We start from the raw sequence: 16,135 nt of genomic DNA, 5'->3' as shown, positions 1-16,135 counted from the left end.
CTTCCTCCACTCCGCAGTCACGCGCCCGCAAGCGGGCGCAAAACCGAACGCACAAACAACAATGCCCGCACGAGGCGGGCATTGTTGTTTGTTTGGCGGAGCGGACGGGACTCGAACCCGCGACCCCCGGCGTGACAGGCCGGTATTCTAACCGACTGAACTACCGCTCCTTGGTCTGGCTGAATCGTGAAACTGGTGGGTGCTGAGGGGTTCGAACCCCCGACCTACGCCTTGTAAGGGCGCCGCTCTACCAGCTGAGCTAAGCACCCGTTTCCGATTCGTTCCGACTGCGATCTGCGTTTCCGCATCAACAATCAGCGAGCCCGCAAGTTTAATTCATCCCCGATCATTTTGCCAAGCCTGCTGCGTGATTTTTTTAACGCACGCGCTCGCACGATTCCCTCGCACGATTCCGATCCACATAAAAAAACCCGCGGACACCGCCGCGGGTTTCGTGAACAACCGTCGGCCACGACGGTGCTCAGGGCCTCAGTGCTTGACGACTTCCGTCGAGCCGGCATCCTTCGCCGCCTCGCCGACCGGCGCTGCTGCCTTCGCTTCTTCTTCCGGCGGCAGCGGAGTCGGCGAACGCTCGAGCGCGAGCTCCAGCACCTTGTCGATCCAGCGGACCGGCACGATCTCGATCGCGTTCTTCACGTTGTCCGGAATGTCCGCGAGATCCTTCACGTTCTCTTCCGGAATCAGCACGAGCTTGATGCCGCCGCGGTGAGCCGCCAGCAACTTTTCCTTCAGCCCGCCGATCGGCAGCACTTCGCCACGCAACGTGATTTCGCCCGTCATCGCGACATCGGCCCGCACGGGAATACCCGTCAGCACCGACACCAGCGCGGTCGTCATCGCACCGCCGGCGGACGGACCGTCCTTCGGCGTCGCACCTTCCGGCACGTGGATGTGGATGTCCTGCTTCTCGAACGCCTCGTCCTTGATACCGAGACGACGCGAACGCGAGCGCACGACCGAACGTGCGGCCTCGACCGACTCCTTCATCACGTCGCCGAGCGAACCCGTGCGGATCACGTTGCCCTTGCCCGGCATCACCGCGGCTTCGATCGTCAGCAGATCGCCGCCGACTTCCGTCCACGCGAGGCCCGTCACCTGACCGACCTGGTTTTCCTTCGCCGCGAGGCCGAAGTCGTACTTGCGCACGCCGAGGAACGTATCGAGGTTCTCGCCATCGACCTTGATCGCGCCCGATGCCTTCTTCAGCAGCAGCATCTTCACGACCTTGCGGCAGATCTTCGACACTTCCCGCTCGAGCGAACGCACACCGGCTTCGCGCGTGTAGTAGCGGATGATGTCGCGGATCGCCTGCTCGGTGACGTCGATCTCGCCTTCCTTCAGCCCGTTGTTCTTCTTCTGCTTCGGCAGCAGGTAACGCTGCGCGATGCTGACCTTCTCGTCTTCCGTATAGCCCGACAGACGAATCACTTCCATCCGGTCGAGCAGCGGCGGCGGGATGTTCAGCGAGTTCGACGTCGCGACGAACATCACGTCCGACAGGTCGAAGTCGACTTCGATGTAGTGGTCGGCGAACGTGTGGTTCTGTTCCGGATCGAGCACTTCGAGCAGGGCCGACGACGGATCGCCGCGGAAATCCATGCCCATCTTGTCGACTTCGTCGAGCAGGAAGAGCGGATTGCGCACGCCGACCTTCGCGAGGCTTTGCAGGATCTTGCCCGGCATCGAACCGATATACGTGCGGCGGTGGCCGCGGATCTCGGCTTCGTCACGCACGCCGCCGAGCGCCATCCGGACGAACTTGCGGTTCGTCGCACGGGCGATCGACTGACCGAGCGAGGTCTTGCCGACGCCCGGAGGCCCGACGAGGCACAGGATCGGCGCCTTGACCTTGTCCACGCGCTGTTGCACCGCGAGATACTCGAGGATCCGTTCCTTGACCTTCTCGAGGCCGAAGTGATCCTCGTCGAGCACCTGCTCGGCGTTCGACAGGTCGTTGTTGACCTTGCTCTTCTTGCGCCACGGCAGGCCGATCAGCGTGTCGATGTAGTTGCGCACGACGGTGGCTTCCGCCGACATCGGCGACATCAGCTTCAGCTTCTTCAGCTCGGCGTCGGCCTTCTTCTTGGCTTCCTTCGGCATGCGCGCGGCGTTGATGCGCTTCTCGAGTTCCTCGAGATCCGCGCCTTCCTCGCCTTCGCCCAGTTCCTTCTGGATCGCCTTGACCTGCTCGTTCAGGTAGTACTCGCGCTGGCTCTTTTCCATCTGGCGCTTCACGCGCCCGCGGATGCGCTTTTCGACCTGCAGGATGTCGATCTCGGCTTCGAGTTGCGCGAGCAGGTGCTCGAGGCGCTCGATGACCGGGAACATTTCGAGGATGTGCTGCTTCTGGTCGAGCTTCAGCGGCAGGCGCTCGGCGATCATGTCGGCGAGACGGCCCGCTTCGTCGATGCCCGACAGCGACGTGAGGATCTCCGGCGGGATCTTCTTGTTCAGCTTCACGTACTGGTCGAACTGCGACACGATCGCGCGACGCAGCGCTTCCGTCTCGGCGCTGTCGGCGTGATCGGGCTCGAGCGGCATCACTTCGCAGGAGAACTGCGTCTCCTGTTCTTCGATGGACAACGCCTTCGCGCGCTGCAGGCCCTCGACGAGCACCTTCACGGTGCCGTCCGGCAGCTTCAGCATCTGCAGAATGTTGGCGATACAACCGACCTCGTACATGTCCTTTTCGGTCGGTTCGTCCTTGGCCGCGGTTTTCTGGGCGACGAGCATGATGTGCTTGCCGCCTTCCATCGCTGCTTCGAGGGCCTTGATCGATTTCGGCCGGCCCACGAAGAGCGGAATGACCATGTGCGGGAAAACGACGACGTCCCGCAGCGGCAGCAGCGGGAGCGTGATGCGTTCCGGCGGGAGAAGTTGGGTGCCTGACATTTCATTTCCCCATGAGTGGAATCAATTGTTCGGTAATTGAGGCCGCCACAACGAATTGCAAGCCTTCAAGTGCGGGAAATATTCGGTAAGAAAGTAACCACCGCGTGTCGAGTCAGAGTTACCCACAAGATAAACGAAAAAAAGCCGCCCACGGACTCATGAACGGCCTTTTTCGCTGAACATCGTCGGCAAGCCGGTCAGTTCGAACCCGCCACCTTCGGCGTGTCCTCGTAGATCAGCAAGGGCTTGCCGTCCCCATCGATGACGTTCTCGTCGATGATGACTTTGCTGACCCCTTTCATCGTCGGCAGCTCGTACATCACGTCGAGCAACGCCTGTTCGATGATCGAACGCAAACCGCGCGCGCCGGTCTTGCGGCGGATCGCCTTGCGGGCGACTGCCTGCAATGCGCCCGGCCGGATTTCCAGCTCGACGCGCTCCATCGCGAACAGCTTGTGATACTGCTTGACGAGCGCATTCTTCGGCTCGACCAGGATCTTCATCAGCGCGACTTCGTCGAGCTTGCCGAGCGTCGCGACCACCGGCAGGCGGCCGATCAATTCGGGGATCAGACCGAATTTGATCAGATCTTCCGGTTCCGTTTCGCGCAGCACTTCGCCCGCGTCGCGTTCCTGCTTGCTCTTGACCGTCGCGCCGAAGCCGATGCCGGTTTTCTCGGTACGATCGGTGATCACCTTTTCGAGACCGTCGAACGCGCCGCCGCAGATGAACAGGATGTTGGTCGTGTCGACCTGGATGAAATCCTGGTTCGGATGCTTGCGGCCGCCCTGCGGCGGCACCGACGCCATCGTGCCCTCGACGAGCTTCAGCAGCGCCTGCTGGACGCCCTCGCCCGACACGTCGCGCGTGATCGACGGGTTGTCCGACTTGCGGCTGATCTTGTCGATTTCGTCGATGTAGACGATCCCGCGCTGGGCCTTGTCGACCTCGTAGTTGCAGTTCTGCAACAGCTTCTGGATGATGTTCTCGACGTCCTCGCCGACGTAGCCGGCTTCGGTCAGCGTCGTCGCATCGGCGATCACGAACGGCACGTTGAGCAACCGCGCGAGCGTCTGCGCGAGCAGCGTCTTGCCGGAGCCCGTCGGGCCGATCAGCAGGATGTTGCTCTTCGACAGCTCGACGTCGTCCTTCTTGTCGAGATGCTTCAGGCGCTTGTAGTGGTTGTACACGGCCACCGCGAGGATCTTCTTCGCGCGCTCCTGGCCGATCACGTACTGATCGAGGATGTCGCGAATTTCCTGCGGGCTCGGCAGATCCGACCGGGACAGGCTGGCCTCGACGCCGGCGGCAGCCGCTTCGTCGCGAATGATCTCGTTGCAAAGGTCGATACATTCATCGCAGATGAACACCGACGGGCCCGCGATGAGTTTTTTCACCTCATGCTGGCTTTTCCCGCAAAACGAGCAATACAACAGCTTCTCGCTGTTCGAACCTTTTTTGTCCGCCATGAATGTAGAGCCTCCGGACAGGTAAATGACATGATACGCCGAATGCTCCGAACGCCGCGCCTAGGGCGCGACCGGAGCCGGCCGGATGCGCTTGCCGCAGAGGCTCGGGGCGTGCGGAACATAGCAGGGGCGCCGCGCGAATCGGGGCGGCACCCCACTTAAGTTTACGGGCGCTTCAGCAGCACCTGATCGATCAGCCCGTACGCCTTCGCGTCCTCGCTCGACATGAAGTTATCACGGTCGGTGTCGCGCGCGATGCGCTCGACGTCCTGGCCCGTATGCTGCGCGAGCAGGTTGTTCAACCGTTCCTTCAGGTAGAGGATCTCGCGCGCCTGGATCTCGATGTCGGATGCCTGGCCGCGCGCGCCGCCCAGCGGCTGGTGAATCATCACGCGCGAATTCGGCAGCGCGAAGCGCTTGCCCTTCGCACCCGACGCGAGCAGGAACGCGCCCATGCTGGCCGCGAGGCCCATGCACAGGGTCGACACGTCCGGCTTGATGAACTGCATCGTGTCGTAGATCGCCATCCCGGCCGACACCGAGCCGCCCGGGCTGTTGATGTAGAGGCTGATGTCCTTGTCGGGATTCTCGCTCTCGAGGAACAGCAATTGCGCGACCACGAGATTGGCGGTCTGGTCGTTCACTTCGCCGACCATGAACACCAGGCGCTCCTTCAGGAGACGCGAATAGATATCGTACGAACGCTCGCCGCGGCCGCTCGTTTCGACGACGATCGGCACCAGCCCCAGCGCTTGCGCCTCGAAACCCTGCGGCGCGTTCGAAGCAAGCATGTCCAGCAATTCAGCGCGAGTGATCATTCAATGAACCTTGTTCGAATGGAAAATTGAACGGTAGGAAGCCGCCCGCTCAATCGCCATATTAATGGCAACCGTGCGCTTGACGTAAAAACGGCGTGCGGGCCGTCGCTCCGACAGCCGGCACGCCGCTAGAGCGACACTTACGCTTGCGCCGATGCGCTCGCGAGTGCCTCGAAGCTCACTTCCTTGTCCGTCACCTTGGCCTTGCCCAGCACGAAATCGACGACGTTGCTTTCAACGACGAACGCTTCCATCTCGGCGAGGCGCTGCTGGTTGGAATAATACCAGCGGACCACTTCCTTCGGGTCTTCGTAGCTCTTCGCGAACTCGTCGACTTCCGCGCGGATCTGTTCCGGCTTCGCTTCGAGGCCGTTCGACTTCACCAGCTCGGCCAGCACGAGGCCCAGCTTCACGCGGCGCTCCGCCTGCTCGGCGAACATCTCGGCCGGGATCGGTGCGTCCTTCGCGTTCGGCACGCCGCGCTGCGCCAGGTCCTGGCGAGCCATTTCGACGAGACGTTGCTGGTCCTGCTCGATCAGCGCCTTCGGCACGTCGAGTTCGGAAATCTTCAGCAGCGCGTCCATCACCTGGTTCTTGACGATCGACTGCGTGCGGCGCTTCGCTTCGCGCTCGAGGTTTTCCTTGATCTCGGCGCGCATCTTCGTGAGGTCGCCGTCTTCGATACCGAGCGACTTCGCGAATTCGGCGTCGATTTCCGGCAGGTGCGGCCACTCGATCTTCTTCATCGTGACCGTGAACTGCGCCGTTTTGCCGGCGACGTCCTTGCCGTGGTAGTCATCCGGGAACTTGAGGTCGAACGTACGCTGTTCGCCGACCTTCAGGCCCAGCGCCGCCGTTTCGAATTCCGGCAGCATGCGGCCTTCGCCGAGCACGAACGGGAAATCTTCGGCCGTGCCGCCCTGGAACGCGACGTCGTCGATCTTGCCGACGAAGTCGACCGTCACGCGGTCGCCGTCCGTCGCCGCGGTGTCAGCACCGCCGTCGCCGTGCTCGCCGGCTTCGCCGCGTGCGTGGTAGTGCACGCGCTGCTTGCGCAGGATGTCCAGCGTGCGGTCGATTTCGGCGTCGCCGATCGACGTCGTCGAGCGTTCGACTTCAGCCGTCGCCAGATCGCCGATCTTCACTTCCGGGTAGACCTCGAACGTCGCGTCGAACGCGTACGCATCTTCGGCTTGTTCCTGCTTCGGCTCGAAGCTCGGCTGGCCGGCGACGCGCAGGTTTTCCGCGCGGCTGATCGTGAAGAATTCCTGGCCGATCTTGTCGCTCAGCACTTCCGCCTCGACCTGACCCGAGTACTGTTGCGCGACCATCTTCAGCGGCACCTTGCCCGGGCGGAAACCCGGCATGCGAACGTTCTTCGCGAGTTTCTGGATGCGGGCGTCGATTTCCTTCTGCACGGTGTCTTTCGGCAAAGAAATCGTCACGCGGCGTTCAAGCTTGCCGAGGTTCTCAACAACGTTAGCCATGGCTTCAATCGTCCTAAAATTATTCGAGCGAATCGGGTTTTCCTTGCCGTGCCTGCCTGCAGCGTGAGGTGCGTCGCACTCACACGCCGCGCCGGAGCGCCACGCCATCCCTGCACGCGCCGAATGGCTAGCGCAAGCGGCTCGGAGCACGGCTTTGGCCGGAAGAATCGACTATTCTAGCAAACAATTTTCCTCGTACCGCCAGATCGGCGCGACTCGCGTGTGTCCCGCTCCATCGACGGCCCGTCGCACGACCCTGCACGCGGATCGCCGCTATGCCGAACGGCGTATCCACCCCGGGCCCACCATCCTGTAAGCTCCGATAGCGTGTGAGCCACCTGCGTGGCCCGACTCTTCTTTCTTCACACCAATCACGCCTTCCGGAGACACCATGCCGCAACACCCGTCCGCGCCTGTCGTCGTCATCGCGCCCGATTCGTTCAAAGGCTCGCTTTCCGCCGAGCAGGTCGCGGACGCGATCGCCACCGGCATTCGCCGCGCCCGGCCCGACGCCGTGGTGCGCTGCTGCCCGATGGCCGACGGCGGCGAAGGCACGCTCGACGCGATGCTGGCGGGCGGCGGCACGCGGCGCACGCTGCGGGTGGCCGGCGCGTCGCTGGCGGCGCGCGACGCGGCGGTGGGCGTGATCGATGCGCGCACCGCGATCGTCGAGACGGCCGAGATCGTCGGCATTACCGACCCGGTCGGCATGAGCGTGCCGGTCGACGCGCGCAGCACGCGCGGAATGGGCGAGGCGATCCGCGCGCTGCTCGACGACGGCGTGCGCCGCTTCTTCGTCGCGCTCGGCGGCAGCAGCACCAACGACGCGGGCGCCGGGCTGCTCGCGGGCCTCGGCCTGCAGTGCTTCGACGCGGGCGGCCAGCCGGTCGAGCCCGTGCCGTCGCGGCTCGCCGACATTGCGCGGATCGACGCGTCGGGGCTCGATCCGCGTCTGAAGGAAACGGAATTCGTCGGCATGTCCGACGTGGACAACCCGCTGACGGGCGCGCATGGCGCCACCGCCGTGTTCGGTCCGCAAAAGGGCGTGACGGCCGCGCAGGTCGCGCTCCTCGATGCGGCCCTCGCCTGCTTCGCCGACCTGCTCGAAGCCGCGCTCGACCGCCGCGGCCGCGATCTGCCGGGCGCGGGCGCCGCGGGGGGCCTCGGTTTCGCGCTGCACATGCTCGGTGCACGCTTCGAGGCCGGTGCCGAAGTGGTGGCGCGCCAGGTCGGGCTCGACGCCGCCCTGGCCGGCGCCGATTGGCTGATCACCGGCGAAGGCCGCTCCGATGTGCAGACGCTGCACGGCAAGGCGCCGTTCATCGCGTGCCGCCACGCGCGGGCCGCCGGCGTGAGCGCATCGCTGCTGTCGGGCGCGGTCGACCCGGCCGCGCTGCCGCGCCTGTCCGAGCATTTCGCCGGCTGTTTTTCGCCGGCGCCCGGGCCGATCACGCTCGACGTCGCGATCCGCGACGCGGCCAACCTGCTCGCGAACGAAGCAGAACAGTTGACACGCCTGAAGTACGGTGCACACTGACCGTTGACCCGAGCGCGCGATACAGGAACAATCGGGCCCGCCCTTTTTCTTCAGGATTCGACATGAAAGGCCGTTCAGCCGGGCTCGATCAGTTTCTGACCTATCGCCTCCATGCGCTCACGAAGCGTTCCGACCGCGGGATCGGCGAGGTGTACCGGCACAAGCTCGACATCTCGCTGCCCGAGGCGCGCGTGATCGCCGCCGTCGGCGCGTTCGGCCCGTTCTCGATCATGGATCTCGCGCGCCACACCAATCTCGACAAGAGCCAGGCAAGCCGCGCGGCCGAAGCCCTGCTGCGTCAGGGGCTGCTAGAGCGCAGCGCGAGCGAGGAAGACGGCCGGATCGTGCTGATCGCGCTGACCCCTGACGGCCGCGCGCTGCATCGCAAGATCATGCCGATCGTGCGCAAGTGGAACGACGGCTTGCTCGCGTGCCTGTCCGACAGCGAACGTCAGACGTTCGAGCGGCTGCTCGACAAGGTCGTTGCGCACGCAGTCGAACGCGACGACTGAGCCGAATGTCGGCCTCGGCATCGCCGGTTCGCCGGTTTGCCGAGCACTGCCGGCAGCATTGATCCGAGGAATCGTACAGGTCGCCCGGGTCGCGTCACGCGCGATCCGGGCGGCCTGTCTTGCATCATGCGGCGGCATCGCGCGAAGCGCGCGGGGTCACGTTGCCGGCGTTGCCGACGGCCGCTAATTCAGCGGCCTCGTGTGCATTACAACCCGCTGTTCGCCGCGCGCTGACGCAACAATCCGAGCACCGCGTCGCAGTACGGCGTCGGCACGCCAAGCTTGCGGCCGAGTTCCGGAAACACGCCGAGGATCGGCCCGATCTCGAGCGAGCGCCCCGCCTCGAAATCCTGCAGCATCGACGTCTTGAACGCGCCGAGCTTGCGCGTGACCGCGATCCGCTCGGGGCCGCTCATCCCGGTGGACAAGCCGAGCTTCGCGCCGATCGAAGCCGCCTCCTCCATCATCCGCAGCGCGAGATCCTGCGTGAACGGATCGTCGAGCAACTGCTCGGCCGTCGACCCGGTCAATGCGCTCAGCGGGTTCATGTTCATGTTGCCCCACAGCTTCGTCCAGATCTCGGTCCGGATCGCGGGCGTCGACTCGACGTCGAAACCGCCGGCCGTGAGCGCCGCGGCGAACCGCGCCGTGGCCGTATCGAGCCGCGGATCGGGCGTGCCGACGATCAGCCGGTTGCCGCGCCCGCGGCGCACGACGCCCGGCGCGTCGGTACTCGACGACAGGTGCACGACGCAGCCGATCGCCTGCGCGGGCGGCAACGCGGCCGACACCGCACCGGCCGGATCGACCGCATCGAGCGGCACGCCGTCGAGCGCCCCTTCGAGCCCGTGCGTGAACCACCACGGCAGCCCGTTCATCGCCGCGACGATCACCGTATCCGGCCCGACCAGCGGCGCAATGCGCGCGGCCAGCGCCGGCAGCGCCTGCGCCTTCAGCGCGATCACCACGTAGTCCTGCACACCGAGCGCGGCCGCATCGTCGCTCGCGCGCACCGGCACCGACGCGGTTGCGCCCGCCTCGTCGATCACGCGCACGCCGTGCGTATTCAGCGCATCGAGCGTCGCACCGCGTGCGTATGCGCTCACGGTCATGCCGGCTTTCGACAACGCGGCCGCGAGCAATCCGCCGATCGCGCCGACCCCGACCACCGCCGCGCGCACCGACCCTGAATTCGTGTCGTTCATGATGAAATTCCGTCTCCCGGGAGCTGACGAGCATAACGCTCAATGGTTGCGGGCACAACCTTTCAGGCGGCGTACCGCGGATCGTGCGGTACGCGCTCGTGCCTCTCAGCGCGGCATGCCGCCCGCTTCCACCGCTTCGTCGTCGATCGCGCCGCTGCTCGCGCCGAGCACGCCGGCGATCTGGCTCTTGTCGTGCATGCCGAGCTTGCGGTACGCGCAGCGCAGATAGTGGCGCACGGTCGTCGGCGAGATCGCCATCTGCTGCGCGACTTCCTTGTGCGAACGGCCGGTGCCGTAATAGCGGATCGCCGCGAGCTCGCGCGGGCTCAGCCGGTCGAGCAGCGAGCGCGGCCGCGCCTCGATCTGGAACAGCCCCGCGACGGGCACGCACTGGATGCGCAGTGCGTCGCCGACGAACGGCCGGCCCGGCTGGCGCCGCAGGTGCGCGACGAGCGGCTCCGGCACGCGTGCACCGACCCAGGCCGGCCATTCGGTGCGCAGCACGTCGTCGAAACCGTGATCGGCATGGTGCAGCACACCGAAGTTGTCGCACAGCGCACGCGCCGCCGGCGCGACCGTGTCGGCGCGCTCGCGTTCGCGCGTGAGCTGCGCGGCGCGATTGATCGTCAAGGCGGCCGCGAGATGCGGAATGACTTCCTCGAAACGATGCGCGTCGTCGTCGCTGAACGGCCGGTTCAGGCCCTGACGGTAGATCGACACGAACGTCGTCAGGCCGAAGCGGCGATCGAGCGTACACACAAACATCAGTTGCGCGAGCCCGTACTTCACGCACCAGTCGCGAAACCGCCCATCGAGCCCCGGCTCGACGACCGACAGCCGCACCGCGCGGCCGTGCGCGCCGTGCAACGTGCGGTGCGCGAGCGGGTCGCAATCGCGCACGCGCTTCCAGTCGGTGAAGAACGCGTGCGGCAACCGGTACAAAAAGCTGTTGTGCATCACCGGGCCGGTCGGCACATGGGTCGCGACGCCCGTCCACGCGGCATCGAACGGAACGAGCGCCTGCAGCAGCGAAAAGAACCGGTATTCGAATTCGCCGATGGCGGACTGCGCGGCCACCGCGTACAGGTCGAGCAGCATCAGCCCGAGTGCGCGCTGCGCTGCGTCGCCGCGCGTGACGCCATCGAAATCGGCACGCCGGGACGGCAGCGGCGGCCACGCGCGTTCGTCGAGCACGATGGCGGCCGGCACGTCGCGCAGCGCGTCGAGATCCTGCCCGATATCCGTCGTGATCCTCACCTTCCGCTCTCCTGTCCGGTCGGGCTGCTGATGTGCGCAACGACACCGGCCGATTATAGCGAGCGACTTTTTTGGCGGGCCACGACGCCGGAACGCTCGCCAGCCCCATCCATTTGAACGGTACATCGCACGTTGCTGCTGCGCAGCACGGCGCGCGGCGGCATCGCGCGGCGTTCACGCCGCGCACCGCGGGTTTTCCGCACCGTTCATCTGGACGACTGTTCGACGGTTTTCCCGCTGCGGACACTGCGTCGCGATGACACCAACGACGCACCGATGCAGGAAGGTATGGAGAACCCCACGTGACGAGACCCCACTTCATCCGCACGGCCGCGGCCGCCGCGACGCTTGCCGTGTGCGGTGCCGCCGCGCATGCGCAGTCCACCCTCACGCTGTACGGCGCGCTCGACGCCGGCGTGCAATACCTGACGCACGCCGACGGGCACCATTCGGCCGTGCAGTTGCAGAACTACGGCATCCTGCCTTCGCAGTTCGGGATCAAGGGCCGTGAGGATCTCGGCGGCGGGTGGCGGGCGCTGTTCAAGCTCGAACAGGGCTTCAACGTCAACGACGGCGCCCCGACCGTGCGCGGCTACGCGTTCTTCCGCGGTGCATACGTGGGCATCGCTGGGCCGGTGGGCACCGTCACGCTCGGCCGCCAGTTCAGCGTGCTGTTCGACAAGACACTGTTCTACGACCCGCTCTGGTATGGGTCGTACAGCGGCCAGGGCGTGCTCGTGCCGATGAACGCGAACTTCATCGACCACTCGGTCAAATACCAGTCGCCGACGTTCGCCGGCTTCGACGTCGAAGCGCTCGCCGCGACCTCCGGCGTCGCGGGCAATACGCGCGCCGGGCGCGTGCTCGAGCTCGGCGGCCAGTACACGAGCAACGGCCTGTCGGCGAGCGCGGTGCTGCATCAGGCGCACGGCGACGTATCGGCGGCGGCCGATGCGTCCGCGCGGCGCCGCGAACTCGGCACGCTCGCCGCACGTTATGCGTTCGCCACGCTGCCGCTCACCGTGTATGCGGGCGTCGAACGCCTGACCGGCGACCTCGACGCGGCCCGCACGATCGTCTGGGGCGGTGCGCGCTACCTGACGTCGAGCGGGATCGGCCTGAACGCGGGCGTCTACCACACCGATTCGCGCACGCCGGCGATCGGCCACCCGACGCTGTTCATCGCGAGCACCACGTACGCGCTGTCCAAACGCACCGTCGCATACGTGAACCTCGGCTATGCGCGCAACAGCGGCCAGAGCTCGCAGACCGTCTACGAATACGACCCGACGCCGCTCGCCGGTGCGTCGCAGTTCGGCGCGATGGTCGGCATGTACCACCTGTTCTGATTCCCCCAACGAGATCCCGCCATGAAAACCCTCTCCCCCGATGCCGCCCTCCCGCCCGACGGCCGCGCGTCGACGTTCGCGCGCTCGACGCTCGTCGCGCTCGTCGTGTTCGCGGCCATCACGCCGCTGTTGCTGCTCGTGGCGCCCGCCGTCGCCGGTCAGCTCGCCACGCAGCTCGGCTTGTCCGCGTCGCAGATCGGCACCTACTTCTTCGTCGAACTCGGCGCGTTCAGCCTCGCGACCGTGCCGTCGTACCTGTGGCTCGGACGAGTCGACGCACGCCGCGTAGCGGCGTTCGCCGTCGCGCTGTTCGGCGCTGGCAACCTGCTGACTGCGCTGTGGATGCCGGGGTTTGCCGCGCTGCTCGCGCTGCGCGCCATCACCGCGCTCGGCGGCGGCTCGCTGATGGTGCTCTGCATGACGAGCGCGGCGACGAGCAGGAACAGCGACCGCGTGTACGGCCTGTGGGTCGTCGGCCAGTTGATCGCGGGCGCGATCGGCCTGTTCGTGCTGCCGCACGTGTTCGCCGCGTTCGGGCTGCGCGCGCTGTACATCGCGCTCGCCGTGCTCGCGCTGCTCGCGGCGCCGCTGTCGCGCGGCTTTCCGTCGTCGCTCGGCACGCGGACGGCATCCGCATATACGGCGCGCGGCGACGCGCCGCCGACGCCGCGCCGCTTCGTCGTGCTCGCCATCGGCGCGGTGCTGACGTTCTATCTCGCGATCGGCAGCGTATGGACGTTCGCGAGCCGCGCGGCGGCCGAGGCCGGGCTCGATCCGCAGTCGACCGGCAACGTGCTCGCAATCGCGAGCGTGATGGGGATCGCCGGCGCGGCGCTCGCGTCGTGCGCGGGCGGCCGGCTCGCGCGGCGCGCGATGCTGGCGGCGGGCTACGCGCTGCTCGCGGCGTCGCTCGTCGCGCTCGCCGCGATGCGTGACACCGGCGGCTACAGCGCGGCGATCTTCGCGTTCAAGTTCGCGTGGACCTTCGTGCTGCCGTTCGTTCTCGCGACGGTCGCGCAGATCGACACGTCGGGCCGCCTCGTCGCGACACTGAACTTCGTGATCGGCGCGGCGCTCGCCGCCGGCCCGCTGCTGGCCGGGCTGATGCTCGACGCCGGCGGCACGATGCGCGCGCTGTTCGCGGCCGCGACGGCCGTCGCGATCGTGTCGTTCGCCGCGCTGCGCCACATCGATCGCCGCGCGCGCCCTTCCGTTTCCTCCCAACCGTGACAGGTCACGCATCCATGAATCGCACTGCCTTTTTCACCGACGAACGCACTTTCTGGCATACCGGCGGCACGCACGCGTTGTTCTTCCCGGTCGGCGGCTGGGTCCAGCCCCCGTCGAGCGCGGGCTACGCGGAATCGCCCGATTCGAAGCGCCGCTTCCTGTCGCTCGTGCAGGCGTCGGGCCTGGCCGCGCGGCTCGACCTGCACGGCGCCGAACCCGCGACCACCACCGACCTGCTGCGCATTCATCCGGCGCACTATCTCGACGCGTTCCGCGCGCTGAGCGACGCGAACGGCGGCGACCTCGGCGATCTCGCGCCATTCGGCAAGGGCAGCTACGAGATCGCCGCGCTGTCGGCCGGTCTCGCGATCGCGGCGGTCGATGCGGTCGTCGGCGAGCGCGCGGCGAATGCGTTCTCGCTGTCGCGGCCGCCCGGCCATCACTGCCTGCGCGACCGCCCGATGGGCTTCTGCATGCTCGCGAACATCCCGATCGCGATCGAGGCTGCCCGCGCGAAGTACGGCATCGAGCGCGTCGCGGTGATCGACTGGGACGTGCATCACGGCAACGGCACGCAGTCGATCTACTACGACGATCCGGATACGCTGACGATCTCGCTGCACCAGGACCGCTGCTTCCCGCCCGGCTACAGCGGCGCGGACGATCGCGGCGAAGGCGCCGGCGTCGGCGCGAACCTGAACGTGCCGCTGCTCGCGGGCAGCGGCGACGACGCATACCGGTATGCGTTCGAGCGGATCGTGCTGCCGGCGCTGGCGCGTTTCCGCCCCGAGCTGATCGTCATCGCGAGCGGCCTCGACGCGAGCGCGGTCGATCCGCTCGCGCGCATGCAGTTGCATACCGACAGCTACCGGTTCATGACCCGTGCGGTGAAAGAAGCCGCACAACGCCATTGCGGCGGGCGGCTCGTGATCGTTCACGAAGGCGGCTATTCGGAGGCGTACGTACCGTTCTGCGGGCTGGCGATCGTCGAGGAACTGGCCGGCGTGCGCACCGAGGTCGCCGATCCGATGCTCGACCTGGCGATCGCGCAGCAGCCGGGCGAGCGGTTCGTCGCGTTCCAGCGCGAGCTGCTCGACGAACTGGCCGTGTCGTTCGGGTTGTAACGCGCGCTGACAAACGATACCGGGCCGGCATGCGCCGGCCCTTGCGCGATCGGTACGGATGGGGTTTCCTGTGTCTTTACCCCTGTTCCGGCCCGAGGCCGCACTTTTCCGATGAAATCGTCCCCGCGCGATAACAACGACACCGCCAAAACGCGCCGCCAGCCGTCGAAGCTGGCCCTGAACATCGCCGCCGTGACGGTCGGCCTCATCACGTTCGCGATCGGCGCGGCGTGGGTGATCTATAGCTGGATCGTCGATCGCGAAGCGCAGTATTTCGCGATTCCGCTGGTGTTCTCGGTGCCGGTGATCGTGGCCGTCGCGATTCGCAGCTTCTGGGAATAGGCGTGCCGGAAACGACGAAGCGCCGCGGTCGAGCGACGCGAGGCGCTTCGTATCGCGCTCGTTTCAACCGAAGCGGTACGCTCCGCGATCCGCGTGCCAGCGAGTCACAGGCCGGGACGCGGGCACGGATTGGGGGCTGCGCCCTGATATCCGCCGGCGACGGCACCTAGCGCGGCGCCCGCCAGCGACGTGCCGAGCGCTTTCAACACACCCTCCGTCGACAGCGGCTCGCCGCTCGACATCACACGCCCCGAGTACGCGGAGCATGCGGACGACGATGCAACCGTCTTCACGGGTGTGGCGCTCCACGCGACGTTGTCGGCAGGCGTATTGGCGAAGGCCGGCGCGGCCAGCAGCAGCGCGAGAACGGAAATCGGGATGCGTACGGTGTGTTTCATCGGCGGCCCCTTGTGTCGTTGTACTGCTTGTACGAAAAGTGGCCACGATATTACACGCGGCCGGCTTGTCGGACGAGGCCGGATGCCGGGCGACGAAACCGGCGTCAATAAAAAAGCGCTGCGGTCAGCCGACCGGCAGCGCTTTTTCGCGAACGCCCCCGACGGGGACACGTTCGACTTCTGGTGCGTGAGGCCGGACTCGAACCGGCACACCCTTGCGGGCGTCAGGACCTAAACCTGGTGCGTCTACCAATTTCGCCACTCACGCGCATTTCCGTCGCCTGACCGCACGGGACGCAAGATGCGTGCTCCACGCGCCCGGGACCGCTCGGGACACGTCAGCCAGCCCGAAAACCGGCACGCCCGATCAGGCGAGCGCGAGATTCTACCCGATCCGTGCGGCCTTGTCTCGCCCCGCCGGCGCCCGTCGTGCCGCGGTGCTAGAATGCCGCGCTCGACGTTTCGGCAGCGCGCCGCCGCGCGTCCCCCGAACC

General features: G+C 66.4%; 13 protein-coding genes and 3 tRNA genes. 6 read left to right on the top strand and 10 right to left on the bottom strand.

The features are described from left to right. Positions 1-93: 93 nt before the first annotated feature. From C4B30_RS27215 to tig, 6 genes are all read right to left on the bottom strand, one after another. Positions 94-170 (bottom strand) — tRNA-Asp (locus C4B30_RS27215). A gap of 23 nt (positions 171-193) precedes the next feature. After that, a tRNA-Val gene (locus C4B30_RS27210) sits at positions 194-269 on the bottom strand. A gap of 220 nt (positions 270-489) precedes the next feature. Continuing rightward, complete coding sequence (lon, locus tag C4B30_RS27205) at positions 490-2,913, bottom strand: endopeptidase La (protein ID WP_006489349.1); 2,424 nt, start codon at positions 2,911-2,913, stop codon at positions 490-492. 197 nt (positions 2,914-3,110) lie between these two features. Then, a complete protein-coding gene (gene clpX, locus C4B30_RS27200; protein ID WP_027784688.1) occupies positions 3,111-4,382 on the bottom strand; it encodes an ATP-dependent Clp protease ATP-binding subunit ClpX in 1,272 nt (423 codons plus the stop codon). A 164-nt stretch (positions 4,383-4,546) separates the two neighbouring features. Continuing rightward, positions 4,547-5,200: an ATP-dependent Clp endopeptidase proteolytic subunit ClpP gene (clpP, locus tag C4B30_RS27195; RefSeq protein WP_006496351.1), complete on the bottom strand. Its 654-nt coding sequence runs from the start codon at positions 5,198-5,200 to the stop codon at positions 4,547-4,549. Between the two features lie 140 nt (positions 5,201-5,340). Next, a complete protein-coding gene (gene tig / locus C4B30_RS27190) occupies positions 5,341-6,687 on the bottom strand; it encodes a trigger factor (RefSeq protein ID WP_027784689.1) in 1,347 nt (448 codons plus the stop codon). Positions 6,688-7,078: 391 nt separating this feature from the next. On the opposite strand from tig, the gene C4B30_RS27185 reads away from it, so the two are divergent. Next, the gene (locus C4B30_RS27185; protein ID WP_089500301.1) at positions 7,079-8,224 is read left to right on the top strand and encodes a glycerate kinase; all 1,146 of its coding nucleotides are present in this window, start codon (positions 7,079-7,081) and stop codon (positions 8,222-8,224) included. A 62-nt stretch (positions 8,225-8,286) separates the two neighbouring features. Next, positions 8,287-8,736: a MarR family winged helix-turn-helix transcriptional regulator gene (locus tag C4B30_RS27180; RefSeq protein ID WP_027784691.1), complete on the top strand. Its 450-nt coding sequence runs from the start codon at positions 8,287-8,289 to the stop codon at positions 8,734-8,736. 206 nt (positions 8,737-8,942) lie between these two features. On the opposite strand, the gene C4B30_RS27175 is transcribed toward C4B30_RS27180, so the two are convergent. Next, positions 8,943-9,941, bottom strand: a complete 999-nt coding sequence (locus tag C4B30_RS27175; protein WP_027784692.1) for a 2-dehydropantoate 2-reductase — start codon at positions 9,939-9,941, stop codon at positions 8,943-8,945. A 105-nt stretch (positions 9,942-10,046) separates the two neighbouring features. Further along, positions 10,047-11,198, bottom strand: a complete 1,152-nt coding sequence (locus tag C4B30_RS27170; RefSeq protein ID WP_027784693.1) for a helix-turn-helix transcriptional regulator — start codon at positions 11,196-11,198, stop codon at positions 10,047-10,049. Positions 11,199-11,500: 302 nt separating this feature from the next. Here C4B30_RS27170 and C4B30_RS27165 point away from each other — a divergent pair, with 302 nt between their 5' ends. The 4 genes from C4B30_RS27165 (at position 11,501) to C4B30_RS27150 (ending at position 15,243) form a co-directional block, all read left to right on the top strand. Then, the gene (locus tag C4B30_RS27165) at positions 11,501-12,547 is read left to right on the top strand and encodes a porin (protein ID WP_027784694.1); all 1,047 of its coding nucleotides are present in this window, start codon (positions 11,501-11,503) and stop codon (positions 12,545-12,547) included. A gap of 21 nt (positions 12,548-12,568) precedes the next feature. Beyond that, complete coding sequence (locus C4B30_RS27160) at positions 12,569-13,777, top strand: MFS transporter (RefSeq protein ID WP_027784695.1); 1,209 nt, start codon at positions 12,569-12,571, stop codon at positions 13,775-13,777. Positions 13,778-13,791: 14 nt separating this feature from the next. Then, positions 13,792-14,901 carry a class II histone deacetylase gene (locus C4B30_RS27155; protein WP_027784696.1) on the top strand — a complete coding sequence of 370 codons (1,110 nt, stop codon included), beginning with the start codon at positions 13,792-13,794 and terminating at the stop codon, positions 14,899-14,901. Between the two features lie 111 nt (positions 14,902-15,012). Then, a complete protein-coding gene (locus C4B30_RS27150) occupies positions 15,013-15,243 on the top strand; it encodes a membrane protein (protein ID WP_027784697.1) in 231 nt (76 codons plus the stop codon). A 104-nt stretch (positions 15,244-15,347) separates the two neighbouring features. Here the strand turns inward: C4B30_RS27150 and C4B30_RS27145 are convergent, their stop codons facing one another. After that, positions 15,348-15,641 carry a hypothetical protein gene (locus C4B30_RS27145; protein ID WP_089500302.1) on the bottom strand — a complete coding sequence of 98 codons (294 nt, stop codon included), beginning with the start codon at positions 15,639-15,641 and terminating at the stop codon, positions 15,348-15,350. A 181-nt stretch (positions 15,642-15,822) separates the two neighbouring features. After that, positions 15,823-15,909: transfer RNA gene (locus tag C4B30_RS27140), tRNA-Leu, on the bottom strand. Positions 15,910-16,135 lie beyond the last annotated feature (226 nt).

The organism is Burkholderia sp. BE12 (assembly GCF_002959955.1).
Classification (GTDB): Bacteria; Pseudomonadota; Gammaproteobacteria; order Burkholderiales; family Burkholderiaceae; genus Burkholderia.
This window is presented reverse-complemented; position numbering and strand designations above follow the sequence as displayed.

What these genes read in the sequence shown, in the direction of transcription:
- C4B30_RS27145 (WP_089500302.1), bottom strand. Translation starts at nt 15,641, where the DNA reads ATGAAACACACCGTACGCATCCCGATTTCCGTTCTCGCGCTGCTGCTG.
- C4B30_RS27175 (WP_027784692.1), bottom strand. Translation starts at nt 9,941, where the DNA reads ATGAACGACACGAATTCAGGGTCGGTGCGCGCGGCGGTGGTCGGGGTC.
- tig (WP_027784689.1), bottom strand. Translation starts at nt 6,687, where the DNA reads ATGGCTAACGTTGTTGAGAACCTCGGCAAGCTTGAACGCCGCGTGACG.
- clpX (WP_027784688.1), bottom strand. Translation starts at nt 4,382, where the DNA reads ATGGCGGACAAAAAAGGTTCGAACAGCGAGAAGCTGTTGTATTGCTCG.
- C4B30_RS27180 (WP_027784691.1), top strand. Translation starts at nt 8,287, where the DNA reads ATGAAAGGCCGTTCAGCCGGGCTCGATCAGTTTCTGACCTATCGCCTC.
- C4B30_RS27155 (WP_027784696.1), top strand. Translation starts at nt 13,792, where the DNA reads ATGAATCGCACTGCCTTTTTCACCGACGAACGCACTTTCTGGCATACC.
- C4B30_RS27185 (WP_089500301.1), top strand. Translation starts at nt 7,079, where the DNA reads ATGCCGCAACACCCGTCCGCGCCTGTCGTCGTCATCGCGCCCGATTCG.
- C4B30_RS27150 (WP_027784697.1), top strand. Translation starts at nt 15,013, where the DNA reads ATGAAATCGTCCCCGCGCGATAACAACGACACCGCCAAAACGCGCCGC.
- clpP (WP_006496351.1), bottom strand. Translation starts at nt 5,200, where the DNA reads ATGATCACTCGCGCTGAATTGCTGGACATGCTTGCTTCGAACGCGCCG.
- lon (WP_006489349.1), bottom strand. Translation starts at nt 2,913, where the DNA reads ATGTCAGGCACCCAACTTCTCCCGCCGGAACGCATCACGCTCCCGCTG.
- C4B30_RS27160 (WP_027784695.1), top strand. Translation starts at nt 12,569, where the DNA reads ATGAAAACCCTCTCCCCCGATGCCGCCCTCCCGCCCGACGGCCGCGCG.